Origin of the sequence: Paraburkholderia silviterrae, from assembly GCF_004353915.1 — a bacterium.
Classification (GTDB): domain Bacteria; phylum Pseudomonadota; class Gammaproteobacteria; order Burkholderiales; family Burkholderiaceae; genus Paraburkholderia; species Paraburkholderia silviterrae.
On sequence record NZ_SMRP01000001.1, the window covers coordinates 810,653 to 823,498 of the forward strand.

At 68.1% G+C, this 12,846-nt stretch carries 9 protein-coding genes; 8 read left to right on the forward strand and 1 reads right to left on the reverse strand.

Translation table 11 applies throughout. The features are described from left to right. Positions 1–7: 7 nt before the first annotated feature. The 7 genes from phnH (at position 8) to EYW47_RS03570 (ending at position 6,807) form a co-directional block, all read left to right on the forward strand. Positions 8–664, forward strand: a complete 657-nt coding sequence (gene phnH / locus EYW47_RS03540; RefSeq protein WP_240763529.1) for a phosphonate C-P lyase system protein PhnH — start codon at positions 8–10, stop codon at positions 662–664. Beyond that, the gene (locus EYW47_RS03545) at positions 664–1,788 is read left to right on the forward strand and encodes a carbon-phosphorus lyase complex subunit (protein WP_133193476.1); all 1,125 of its coding nucleotides are present in this window, start codon (positions 664–666) and stop codon (positions 1,786–1,788) included. The genes phnH and EYW47_RS03545 overlap by 1 nt, the downstream gene beginning before the upstream one ends. Next, a complete protein-coding gene (locus tag EYW47_RS03550; protein WP_240763509.1) occupies positions 1,785–2,762 on the forward strand; it encodes an alpha-D-ribose 1-methylphosphonate 5-phosphate C-P-lyase PhnJ in 978 nt (325 codons plus the stop codon). The genes EYW47_RS03545 and EYW47_RS03550 overlap by 4 nt, the downstream gene beginning before the upstream one ends. Then, positions 2,759–3,541 (forward strand): phosphonate C-P lyase system protein PhnK, encoded by a 783-nt coding sequence (gene phnK, locus EYW47_RS03555; RefSeq protein WP_133193477.1) that lies wholly within the window; start codon positions 2,759–2,761, stop codon positions 3,539–3,541. Before EYW47_RS03550 ends, phnK begins: the two co-directional genes overlap by 4 nt. An 8-nt stretch (positions 3,542–3,549) precedes the next feature. After that, the gene (gene phnL, locus EYW47_RS03560; RefSeq protein ID WP_133193478.1) at positions 3,550–4,317 is read left to right on the forward strand and encodes a phosphonate C-P lyase system protein PhnL; all 768 of its coding nucleotides are present in this window, start codon (positions 3,550–3,552) and stop codon (positions 4,315–4,317) included. A gap of 111 nt (positions 4,318–4,428) precedes the next feature. After that, on the forward strand, positions 4,429–5,562 hold the full coding sequence (locus EYW47_RS03565; protein WP_133193479.1) for an alpha-D-ribose 1-methylphosphonate 5-triphosphate diphosphatase: 1,134 nt from the start codon (positions 4,429–4,431) through the stop codon (positions 5,560–5,562). Between the two features lie 477 nt (positions 5,563–6,039). After that, positions 6,040–6,807, forward strand: coding sequence for an ABC transporter substrate-binding protein (locus tag EYW47_RS03570; protein ID WP_133193480.1), 768 nt, complete (start codon positions 6,040–6,042; stop codon positions 6,805–6,807). Between the two features lie 166 nt (positions 6,808–6,973). On the opposite strand, the gene EYW47_RS42370 is transcribed toward EYW47_RS03570, so the two are convergent. Further along, complete coding sequence (locus tag EYW47_RS42370) at positions 6,974–11,260, reverse strand: autotransporter domain-containing protein (protein WP_133193481.1); 4,287 nt, start codon at positions 11,258–11,260, stop codon at positions 6,974–6,976. 400 nt (positions 11,261–11,660) lie between these two features. On the opposite strand from EYW47_RS42370, the gene EYW47_RS03580 reads away from it, so the two are divergent. Beyond that, a complete protein-coding gene (locus tag EYW47_RS03580) occupies positions 11,661–12,788 on the forward strand; it encodes a succinylglutamate desuccinylase/aspartoacylase family protein (protein ID WP_133193482.1) in 1,128 nt (375 codons plus the stop codon). Positions 12,789–12,846: the final 58 nt, after the last annotated feature.

Here is a 12,846-nt window from a genome sequence, read left to right on the forward strand (position 1 = left end):
CCCCGATATGCCCGGTACGTCCGGCAGGCAGGCGGCCCTTCACGAGTCGCTCGATACGCTCGCGCCCGGCTTCGCCGATCCGGTCCACGACACCCAGACCGTGTTCCGCACGCTGCTCGGCGCGCTCTCGCGCCCCGGCACGATCGCCACGATCGAGACGCCGCTGCCCGCCGCGACGAGCGAGAGCGCCTCATCATCGGGCGCACCGCGCGCGGGTCTCGCGGTGTTTGCCGCGCTGCTCACGCTCTGCGACTACGCCACGCCCGTGTGGCTCGCGCAGCCCGACGCCGCGCTGGCGTCCGCGCTGCGTTTTCACGCGGACGCCCCGCTCACGGGCACGCCGCGCGAAGCCGCCTTCGCTTACGTGCACGACGCCGCCGCGCTGCCGCCGCTCGACACGTTCGCATGCGGCACGCCCGAATCGCCGGAGCAATCGGTCACGGTGTTCGTGCGCGTCGATTCCCTGATCGATGGCGCACCCATCACGCTGCGCGGGCCCGGCATCGAGTCGACGCACGTCATCGCGCCGGCCGGCCTGCCCGTGCGCTTCTGGGAAGATCGCGCCGGGCTCGCGCCGCTCTTTCCGTGCGGCATCGACTTCTACTTCGTCTGCGGCGCCCAGATCATGGGCCTGCCGCGCACGACGCGCGTGGAGGTGAGCTGATGTACGTCGCCGTCAAAGGAGGAGAGCGCGCGATCGAAGCGTCGTGGCGCCTGCTCGACCAGGCCCGCCGCGGCGATACGCGCGTGCCCGAGCTGAGCGTCGCGCAGATCCGCGAACAGATGCGCCTTGCCGTGGCGCGCGTGATGGCCGAAGGCTCGGTCTATGACGAGGAGCTTGCCGCGCTCGCGATCAAGCAGGCTGCGGGCGATCTCGTGGAGGCGATCTTTCTGCTACGCGCTTATCGCACGACGCTGCCGCGCTTCGGCTACACGCTGCCGGTGGAAACGGAGCAAATGGCCGTCGAGCGCCGCATCTCCGCCACCTTCAAGGACGTGCCCGGCGGCCAGGTGCTGGGGGCGACCTACGACTACACGCAGCGTCTGCTCGATTTCGCGCTGCTCGCGGAAGGCGACGATGCTTCGGATACCGAATCGACTACCCTGCCTCATGCACAACGCAGCGCATCGAACGAACAAGCGTCGATGCCGCGCGTGGTCACGCTGCTCGACAAAGAAGGCTTAATCGAGCAGGAAACGCCGTCGAGCGAGGCCGGCGAGCCAGGCGACCTCTCGCGCGAGCCGCTCGCGTTTCCCGCCGACCGCACCGTGCGGCTGCAGAACCTCGCGCGCGGCGACGAAGGCTTCCTGCTCGCGATGGGCTACGCCACGCAGCGCGGCTATGCGCATTCGCATCCGTTCGCGGGCGAGATCCGCTTTGGTTCGGTGGCCGTGGAAATGGTGCTCGACGAATTGGGCGAAGCGGTCGAGATCGGCGAAATCGAATTGACTGAATGCCAGATGATCAACCAGTTCGCGGGCAGCAAGGACGTGCCGCCCGCCTTCACGCAAGGCTACGGTCTCGCATTCGGCCACGCGGAGCGCAAGGCCATGGCGATGGCGCTAGTCGACCGCGCGCTGCGTGCCGAGGAGCTGGGCGAAACGCTGGCCTCCCCCACCCAGGACATCGAATTCATGCTCTCGCATAGCGATAACGTGGAAGCCTCGGGCTTCGTGCAGCACCTGAAACTGCCGCATTACGTGGATTTCCAGGCCGAGCTCGAACTCGTGCGCCGCCTGCGCGCGCAGCAAGCGCGCGGCGACATGCCATCCGGGGAGGCCGCATGAACGCGCCCGATACCTTCGACACCACGCTCGCCTCGCACGAAACCCAGGCGGCCCAGGGCTACAACTTCGCGTATCTCGACGAGCAGACCAAGCGCATGATCCGCCGCGCGCTGCTCAAGGCGGTGGCCGTGCCCGGCTACCAGGTGCCGTTCGCCTCGCGCGAAATGCCGTTACCATATGGCTGGGGCACGGGCGGCATCCAGCTGACGGCGGCCATCATCGGCGCGAACGACACGCTCAAGGTGATCGACCAGGGCTCGGACGACACCACGAACGCCGTCAACATCCGCCGCTTCTTCGCGCGCACGACGGGCGTGGCCACCACGCGCCGCACCCAGGACGCGACGATCGTGCAGACGCGTCACCGCATTCCCGAAACGCCGCTCACCGAGAAGCAGATCCTCGTCTACCAGGTGCCGATGCCCGAGCCGCTGTTCCGGCTCGAACCGCGCGTGGCCGAATGCAAGAAGCTCCACGCGCTCGCCGATTATGGGCTCATCAGCGTGAAGCTTTATGAAGACATCGTGCAGCACGGCAGCATCGCCACGACGTACGACTACCCGGTGACTGTGAATGGCCGCTATCTCACGTCGCCCTCGCCGATTCCGAAGTTCGACAACCCCAAGCTGCACATGAATCCGGCGCTGCAGTTGTTCGGCGCGGGCCGCGAGCGCCGCATCTACGCGATTCCGCCTTATACGCCGGTGAAGAGCCTCGACTTCGACGATCACCCGTTCGAAGTGCAGCGCTGGGAGCACGCGTGCGCGCTGTGCGGCTCGCGCGAGAGCTTCCTCGACGAGATGATCGTCGACGATGCGGGCAAGCGCATGTTCGTCTGCTCGGACAGCGACTATTGCCATACGCGGCGGGAAACTCAGGACAACCAGGACAACGCGCAGGACAACGCGCAGGACAACGCGCAGGACAACGCGCAGGCAAGCGCGCAGGCATTGCCATCAGGAGAACACGCATGACGCCGGCTTTCACGCCACTCCTTCGCGCCCGCCACCTCACGAAGCAATTCGGCGGCCGCAACGGCTGCCGCGACGTGAGCTTCGACCTGTATCCCGGCGAGGTGCTGTGCATCGTCGGCGAATCGGGCTCGGGCAAGACCACGCTCCTCAACACGCTCGCGCTGCGCACCCCGGCCGACTCCGGCGCGCTGCAGTATGTGAACGCGAACGGCGAAACGCTCGACCTGCTCACGCTTTCCGAGCCGCGCCGGCGCCTGCTCGCGCGCACCGAATGGGGTTTCGTGCAGCAGAATCCGCGCGACGGGCTTCGCGCCGGCGTCTCGGCGGGCGCCAACATCGGCGAGCCGCTGATGGCCGTGGGCGCGCGCCACTATGGGCGCATCCGCCAGAGCGCGCAGCAGTGGATGCAGCGCGTCGAGCTCGACGCCACGCGCATCGACGAATTGCCCGCGGCATTCTCGGGCGGCATGCAGCAACGCCTGCAGATCGCACGCAATCTCGTCACGGGCCCGCGCCTCGTGTTCATGGACGAGCCCACCGCCGGCCTCGACGTATCGGTGCAAGCGCGCCTGCTCGACCTGCTGCGCACGCTCACCACGACGCTGCATCTCTCGGTGCTGATCGTCACGCACGACATCGGCGTCGCGCGCCTGCTTGCGCACCGCCTGATGGTCATGCAAGGCGGCACCGTGGTCGAAGCGGGGTTGACCGACCAGGTGCTCGACGATCCTCAGCATCCCTACACACAAACTCTGGTGGCCTCCGTGCTGCCGGTATAGGACGAGCCATGACTCCCGATCCATCGATCGCGCGCGCGTTCGGCGAGCGCCCCGCACTCATGCTGCGCGCCGAAGACGTGCGCAAGACCTTCACGCTGCACGGCCAGGGCGGCATCGGCATCGAAGCGCTCGCGGGCGTCTCGCTCGACGTGGAGCGCGGCGAATGCGTCGTGCTGGTCGGCCCCTCGGGCGCGGGCAAGAGCACCTTCCTGCGCTGCCTCTACGGCAACTATCTCGCGAGCGGCGGCTCGATCGCCATTCGCGACGAAGCGGTGCCCGGGCAGCATCTGGAGATCGCCGGCGCCGCGCCGCATGACGTGCTGCGCCTGCGCCGCAACGTGGTGGGCTACGTGAGCCAGTTCCTGCGCGTGATTCCGCGCGTATCCGCGCTCGATATCGTCGCCGCGCCGCTCGTCTCGCGCGGCGTGGAAGAAGATGAAGCGCGCGAACGAGCCGCAACGCTGCTCGCGCGCCTGAACGTGCCGCGGCGCCTCTGGCCGCTGGCGCCCGCTACCTTCTCGGGCGGCGAGCAGCAGCGCGTGAACATCGCACGCGGGCTGATCGCACAGCATCGCGTGCTGCTGCTCGACGAGCCCACGGCCTCGCTCGACGCAGAAAACCGCGCGGTGGTCGCCAGCCTGATCGTGGAGGCGCGCGAGCGCGGCGCGGCGATCGTCGGCGTCTTTCACGACGAGGACACGCGCGAGCGCGTGGCCACGCGCGTGCTGGCGCTCACCGCCCCGCAGGCGCAGGCGCCGGTCGCTGAAATGGCCTGAAAGTGCCTTGAAAAGCCACGGCCTGTCATTTGCGGCAGGCAAAATCACCTTTGAATGCACGCTAGAAGCGCTGCCAGTACGGTATTACGACCCGATTTCCGGAGCCCGACGATGTTGATCAAGAACGCTCGCATCGTGACGCGAGACGAAGTTTTCACCGGCACGCTGCGTGTCGAAGACGGCACGATCCGTGAGATCTCGCGCGGCACGACCGCCGCGCCCGACGCGCAGGACTGGGAAGGCGACTTCCTGTTGCCGGGGCTCGTCGAGCTGCACACCGACAACCTCGAAAAGCACCTCGCGCCGCGCCCCGGCGTGCACTGGAACACCGACGCCGCGTTCGTGATCCACGACGCGCAGATCGCCGCCGCCGGCATCACCACGGTGTTCGATGCGCTCGCCATCGGCACGCGCGCCGCCGTGGGCGTGCGCGGCCGCGACGTGCAGCTCGCGAGCGCCGCCGCGCTCTCGCGCTTCTCGGAGCGCAAGCTGCTGCGCGCCGAGCACTTTCTGCACCTGCGCTGCGAGATCGCGACCGAAGACGTGATCGAGCTTTTCGACCTGCTGAGCGAGCACCCGCTCCTGCGCCTCGCCTCGGTGATGGACCACACGCCTGGCCAGCGCCAGTGGCACGACCGCACGCAATGGCGGCGCTTCCAGGAGCGCCACGGCAAATGGACCGACCAGCAGGCCGAAACCATGCTCGCCGAGATGGCCACCGAGCAGGAGCGCTATGCCGACGCCCATCGCCGCGAGATCGTCGAGCGCTGCCGCGCGCGCAGCATCCCGCTCGCGAGCCACGACGACACGCTCGTCGAGCACGTCGAGCAGGCGGCGGCGGAAGGCATCGTGCTCGCTGAATTCCCGACCACGCGCGCGGCAGCCGCAGAGGCGAAAAAGCGCGGCATCGCCACGATCATGGGCGCGCCGAACGTGGTGCGCGGCGGCTCGCATTCGGGCAACGTCTCCGCGCTCGAACTGGCGCAGGCGGACCTGCTCGACATCCTCTCGTCGGACTACGTGCCGTCGAGCCTGCTCACCGCCGCGTTCGATCTCGTGACCAAGGCCGACTGGACGCTGCCGCGCGCGCTCGCCACGGTCTCGTGGGAGCCGGCGCGCAAGGCGGGCCTCGCCGACCGCGGCGCGATCGAGCCCGGCCTGCGCGCGGATTTCGTGCGCGTGACGATGCTCGACACGCTGCCGGTGCCGCGCGCGACGTACCGCGCGGGCGCACGCATGGTCTGAGCACAGCGCGCATTCGTGCGCGCTCCATGCCGCATTCGCATGCGCTGCAGATGCTGCACTGCGAAAGCGGCATGGTGTAACAAGGGCGTACCTGACAACGAAACCAACGGTACGCCATCGTTTCGTTTTCAACTTCCCTTCATGCACCGCGCGCATTCTTCAGACTGTTGCGGCGGAGCATCGCAATCGCCCTCGCCGGCGCTGCCGGCGGCTCTCGCCCCTGACCCCGAGCGCCTTGTCCCGCAAGGCTTTGCGCCCCGGTGTAGAGGCGTGCGAACGAACGTTCAGCGCATCGAATCCCGCTATCCGGTATTACACTAGCGACGCAGCAATTTTGACCGGGTAAGCTTTGCGCCGCCGCTCGCTCCCAAGCCAGCGAGCCCAACGAAAGTTCCGGCGCGAGCCGTGCCGGAATCATGCGCGGCGGCGGCACGACCGCACGCGGCGCGCCCTGAACCATACCGAGGAGTACACATAGTGAAAAAACTGCTTGCCACCCTGTCGGTTGCCCTGCTGGCTGTCTCGGCCGGCGTCGCCCACGCGAAGGACTGGACCACCGTGCGCTTCGGCGTCGACGCGAGCTACGCGCCGTTCGAATCGAAGGCACCCGATGGCAAGCTCGTCGGCTTCGACATCGACCTCGGCAACGAGATCTGCAAGCGCCTGAACGCGAAGTGCGTGTGGGTCGAGCAGGACTTCGACGGCATGATCCCGGGCCTGAAGGCCAAGAAGTTCGACGGCGTGCTGTCCTCGATGACGATCACCCCGCAGCGCGAAGAGCAGATCGCCTTCTCGGCGAAGCTGTTCAACACGCCGACGCGCCTCGTCGCCAAGAAGGGCTCGAGCCTGCAGCCGAGCGCCGACTCGCTCAAGGGCAAGTCGGTGGGCGTCGAGCAGGGCACGATCCAGGAAACCTACGCGAAGGAAAACTGGGCGCCCAAGGGCGTGAACGTGGTGCCTTACCAGAACCAGGATCAGGTCTACGCCGACTTGCTCTCGGGCCGCCTGGACGCAGCGCTGCAGGATGAAGTGCAAGCCGACCTCGGCTTCCTGAAGACGCCGCGTGGCGCCGGCTTCCAGTTCGCGGGCAAGGAAATCCCGACGGGCGCGGCCGCCATCGGCCTGCGCAAGGAAGACGCCGACCTGAAGACGAAGATCGACAAGGCCATCGCCGACATGATCAAGGACGGCACGTACAAGAAGATCGAGTCGAAGTACTTCGACTTCGACGTGTACGGCGGCTAAGCACTGCAACGAAGCCGCGCCCGCGTGAAGACGCGGTCACGGCTTGGCCGTTGGAAGAAAGCCCAGACTTATCCGGTCTGGGCTTTTTTCATTTCCACTTCACTGCGCCGCGCCGCAAGCTCGCCGCGCTCGAGGCGGTTGGCCCGCGGCGCGGCGAGATCGCGGATCAGAAGCGATACGTCGCCTGCAGCGATCCCGCCTGTGCCGAAGCGTGCGTCGTATTGATGAGCGCGTCGTAGCCAAGCGAAACGTCGAGGTTCTTCATCGGCTGCATGCTCACGCGGATGCCGGTCGTGAGATAGCCGCGCGGCAGGCTCGTGCCCGGCGCCGTGAAGATCGTGCCGTCCTGTGACGCCACGCTCACGGCGCGGCCCGCGTCGAGCAGCTCGTGCGCATAGCCGAGCCGCAGCTGCACGTTCACGGGCCGCAGCGCGTCGCCGAAGGTCTTGTCGAGCGTCACTTCGGCATACGGCTGGAGGCTGTGGACGTTGTCGGTGCCCACCTGCAGATCCTGGCCTCCCGCACCGCTCTCGCCGAAGCCGTTCGCGTGGAAGTACGCGTAACGCAGACCCACGCGCGGCGTGAGCACGAAGCTGCCCAGCGTAAGCGGCAGGCTCGCCTGTGCCCCGGTCGTGAACTCCTGTCCGATGTGATCGCCCTGCGCGGTGCCCACGCCCACGAACGGACGCTTCTGCGAGAGGAAATCGACGCCGTAGCCGACGGTCGCTGCCACGTCCACCGGACCGAGCCAGCGGCTGCCGTAGAACGCGGCGCGCAGCGTGTCGACGGAACCCGAATCGCCGGTCCCGGATTCGTCGAGATCGGTGTGCGAGTAGCCGCCCGCGAAGCCGAGCGTGTAGTCGCCGAGGCGATGTTCGGCACCCGCAAGGAAGCCGTAGCGGTTCGCCTGGAAGCCGGGCTCGCCCGCGCTGCCGCCGACCTTCGTTTGCGTACCGGTAGCGTCGATCCACGCCGCCGGTGATGCGCCCGCCGCCGCGCGCGCATTGCCCGCGCGCTCGAGCAGCGCGGCGCTCGCGTCCTGCGCGTTGAGCACCGTCGCCGTGCCGAGCGCCGTATAGATGCTCGTGTCGCTCGGCGCGATGACGACCGGCGTCGTCGGCGCGGGCGGATCGTTGGGCGTCGTTGTCGTGGGCGCCGTGGACGTGGGCGCTGCAGTCGTGGATGTCGTCGACGTGGGCGTCGTGGGCGTCGCAGGCGTGGTCGGCGTTGACGTGCTGTTGGCCAGCACGAGATCGACGCCGTTCGCGTCATACGCCACCGACGACGTCAACGTGCCCAGATTCGCGCCGTTCTGCAGCGTGCCTGTCACGTGCGTGAACTGCCCGCTCACGCCCTTCGCCGCCGACACGACCGTGTACTGCGTCGCCGAATAGGTGCCGGGATCGTACGTGATCGCGAGCACGCCGTTTAGCGTCGCGCTGCCATTCACCTTGAGCTGCGAAGCCGCCGTCGGGCTCACTTCGATCGACAGCGTCGCCGTGCTCGCCTGTGTGTAATTGCCGTTCACGGTGAGCGTGCCGATCGAACCGCCAGGCGCAACGGTGCCGCTGTTCGTCACGTTGCCGAGAATCGTCCCGTGGCCGCGCAGCGTGCCCGTGCCGACGACGTTCGCGTCGCCGCCGAGCACTGCGTTCGTGTGGTCGATGTCGCCCACTTCGAGCGTGCCGCCCGAGATGTCGGTCGTGTTGGTAAAGGCGGAGCTGTTGCCGTTGAGGATCAGCTGGCCGCTGCCTTGCTTGAGGATCTGGCCGGTGCCGCTGACCGAGCCGTCGAACGTCGTCGAGCCGTTGACGACGTTGAGGTTGCGCGCGCCCAGCACGACGTTGCCGGTGCCGACGAGGCCTGCCACGGTCGTGCCGTTGGTGGTGGCCGAAATGTCGAACGTGCCGTAATCGCTCACGATGCTCGAGCTCGCGATGCTGCCCGCGCCGGCGAGCGCGAGCGTGCCGCCGAGGATCGACGTCGCGCCGGTGTAGGCGTTGACGCCGCTGAGCGTGAGCGTGCCGGCACCGATCTTGGTGAGCGCCCCGGTGCCCGCGATGGCCTGTGCGATCGAGCCGGCGTGGCCGTTGGTGTCGAAGGTGCCGCCCTGTGCGCCGAGCGTGAGCGCGCGCGTGGCTGCGAGCGCGAACGCGCTGCCCCAGCGCAGCGTGCCGCCGTTGAGCGTGAGCGCCCCCGTTGCCGCGCCAAGGCCGCTGTCGGCGTTCACGACGAGCGCGCCGCCGGTGAGCGTCGTGCCGCCGCTGTAGGTATTCGCGCCCGTGAAGGTCTGCGTGCCGCCGCTCACGGTAACGCCGCCCGCGCCCGTGATCGCGCCGCCGTAAGTCGCGGCGGCGCTCGAACCCGTCAGCGTGAGCGTGCGGCTGCCGAGCACGACGGTGCCGGTCGTGCCCGTGCTGCTGAGGCTCTTCACCGCCGCGGCCGCCGAGTTCGAAACGTCGAACGTGCCCTCGACATCCACCGCCTGCGAGCTGGCGATGCTGCCGTTGCCCGTGAGCGCGAGCGTCGCGCCCTGGAGGATGTTCGTCGCGCCGGTGTAGGTGTTGACGCCAGCAAGCGCTTCGCTGCCGGCCGTCAGGCTGACATTGCCGCTGCCGCCAATCGTGCCCGAGAACGTATCGCCGGCAGTGGCGTTCGTGATCGTGAGGCTATTGCTGCCGAGCACGACGTTGCCGCTGCCAACAAACCGCGTGAGCGACGCGCTGCCCGTCACGTTGGTGAGATCGAGCGTGCCGAGATCGTCGACGAGCGAGGAATTCTCGATGCTGCCCACGCCAGTCAGCGCGAGCGTGCCGCCCGCGTCGATCGTCGTGGCGCCCGTATAGGGGTTCTGAGCACTGAGCGTCACCTCGGCGGAGGGCAGCACGCTGACCTGGCCCATGCCGGAGATCGCGCCGTTCACGTTGAGCGTGGTGCCCGCGAAGTTCACCTGCGATGCGCTGTCGTCGAGGGTGATTGGGCCGAGCGTGGCACCGCTTTGCGTGCTGCCGATGGTCGCGCTCACGCCTGCGCCCAGTTCCACGATGCCGTTGATGACCGAATTCGTGCCGATCGTGAGCGCGTTCGTGCCGCCCGTGAAGTCGATCGCGCTCGCTTGCACGCCGCCGGACGTGCCGCCACTGATGATGCCGTCGTTGGTGATCGTGAGCGACGAACCGACAATGCCTGCGCCGCTGCTGGCGCCGGTGCCGCCCGCTGCGCCCTGGATGACACCACTCGTGTTGTTCGTGATAGTGAGGTTGTTGCCGATCACGCCCGCGCCGCCCGTGCCGCCCGCCCCGCCGAGAGGGAAAGGGAAAGGCAATGCCGTGCCGTTCGCGCCCGTGCCGCCGCTAATCGTGCCGCTGTTGACGACAGTCATGTCGTTGCCGGCCAGCGCGTTGCCGCCATTGCCGCCGTTGCCGCTGGCAATTGGGCCGACGATAAACACTACGCCGACGGTCGCGCTGGCGCCGTTGCCCCCGCTGATCGTGCTGCCGGCCGTGTTCGTGACGCTCAGGCCGTTGCCGCTGATCGCCGTGCCGCCCGCGCCGCCCGCGCCGCCGCTGGCGCCGTCACCGCCCGTGATCTTGCCGCCGTTGCTGACGATGCTCACCCCGTTCGCCGAGATGCCGATGCCGCCCGCGCCGCCGGCACCCGCCTGACCGCCGCCGATACCGGTGTTGCCGCCGCCTCCGCCGCCCGCGCCGGTGACCCACGCGCCGGAGCCGAGCGTGATCGAGGCATCGCTCGCGGCCGAGAGCACCTGGATGCCGATGCCGCCTGCGCCGCCCGCGCCGCCGGACACGCCCGGAAGAAACATCATGCCGTCGCTCCCGCCCCCGCCGCCACCGCCGCCCGCGACGACCACACCCGGCTGGATCGTCAGGCCACCCGCGGTCGCGCCATTGATCACAATGCCGTTGCCGCCGTTTCCGCCGTTGCCGGCCACCGGGCCCGGCGCGCCCGCCCCGCCGCCGCCCCCGCCGCCGACCGCGTCATTGGTTACCGTGGTGGTGCCTTCGCTGGTCGTCCAGGCCGCCGTGCCGGCTCCGCCTGGCGAGCCGGGCAACGCGCCGCCCGCGCCCTGAGCATTGGCCGAACTGCCGAGCCAGGTGCCCCCGCCGCCGCTATAGCCTGTGAAGGTGGTGCCTCCGCCGCCCGCGCCCAGCGTGCCCGGGGCGCCGCCCATGCCCAGGCCGCCAGCCACGTTATACGTCGTCGACGCAACCACGGCCCATGCGTTCGTCCCGCTCAGCGCGAACAACAAGACCGCCGGACAAGCCAGCAACGCCGGCCGCAGGAAGCGCTTTGCGCTCTCCAGCGGATCGAAAACCGCATGCGCGACGCGTGCCGACTGCACGCCGCGCTTGCCCGTCGTGCGCGCCAGTTCCGTGACCGCCTGCCAGGCGCCGGTGCTCGTATTCCATACCACGCGGTAAAACCGGTTCATCCCCATCACCCCTTGTTATTGCCGACTTTCTAGCCGGGTCCGAGCGAGTTATCGGCCCCGGCCAAGGGTTCTGAATGGAAGGTCCACGAAATATTTTCAGATCTTGTTCGCGTACCAATATCGCTTTCTTAATGGCCTGGAAAAGACAACGCTTGCGCATCCCCATTTATTTAGCGATACAAATTAATCGGAAAAATTGTCCGCCAGTCTCGCAATCGTTTGCGCTATTGCGCTGCCCACAGTGGAGGATGCCCGCAGCAGCGGCAGACGCCGGCCACCCAGCCGCATTCAGCGCATCGCGCAGATCGGCTAAGATCATGGGCACAGGCCCGCGTTCGGGCCATTCATACCCTCACACCCTAAACGCACCGTGCGCCCCAGCGCGCCGCGCGAGCCCATCATGCAAACCCACCACCATCCGTTGATCGCGCCCGCACTCGGCACCGCGCGCCAGATCACGAGCTTCCACTACGGTCAATCCAGCGGCCAACCCGGTGGCAAAAAGGTGTACGTGCAAGCGTCCCTGCATGCCGACGAACTGCCCGGCATGCTCGCCGCCTGGGCGCTGCGGCGCAAGCTTGCCGCGCTCGAGGCCGCGGGCCGCCTGCGCGGCGAGATCGTGGTCGTGCCGGTGGCGAACCCCGTCGGCCTTAACCAGCATTGGCTCGGCCATCTCATCGGCCGCTTCGAGTCGAATACCGCGCAGAACTTCAATCGCAACTTCTACGATCTCACGGCGCTCGTGCTGCCGCAGATCGAATCGCGCCTCGGTCCCGACGCCGATGCAAACCGAGCGGCAATCCGCGCCGCGATGGGCGAGGCGCTCGCGGCGCAAAAGCCGAAGACCGAGATCGAATCGCAGCGCCTCGCGCTGCAGCGCCTCTCCTACGACGCCGACATCGTGCTCGACCTGCACTGCGACTGGGAGGCCGCGCTGCACATCTACACGAATCCCGAGCTCTGGCCCGAGGTCGAGCCGCTCGCGCGCTATCTGGACGCCAAGGCATCGCTGCTCGCGCTCAACTCGATCGGCAATCCGTTCGACGAGATTCACAGCTTCTGCTGGTCGGAGCTGCGCGAGCGCTTCGGCCACCGCTTCCCGATTCCGCATAGCTCGATTTCCGTGACCGTGGAGCTGCGCAGCCAGCGCGACGTCTCGCACGAATTCGCCGAGCGCGATGCGCAGGCCATCGTCGATTACCTGATCGAGCGCGGCGTGATCGATGGCACGGCGGCCCCGCTGCCGCCGCTCGCGCATCCGGCCACGCCGCTCGCGGGAACTGAGCCGATCGTCGCGCCCGCGAGCGGCGTGATCGTGTTCCGCGCCGAATGTGGCGCGTGGATCGAAGCCGGTGCGCCGGTCGCCGACATCGTTGACCCGCTCACCGACGCATTGACCACGCTGCACGCGAGCGTGAGCGGCGTGATGTATGCGCGGCATAGCGCGCGCTTCGCAACGGCCGGCATGGAGATCGCGCGCATTGCGGGCGACAAGCCAATCCGCACAGGATCGCTGCTCTCGCTCTGAAACAGGCGTCGCTCCCCCTCGGGGTGCGACGCCATCGGTAAATCAGGTAGTTCCGGCC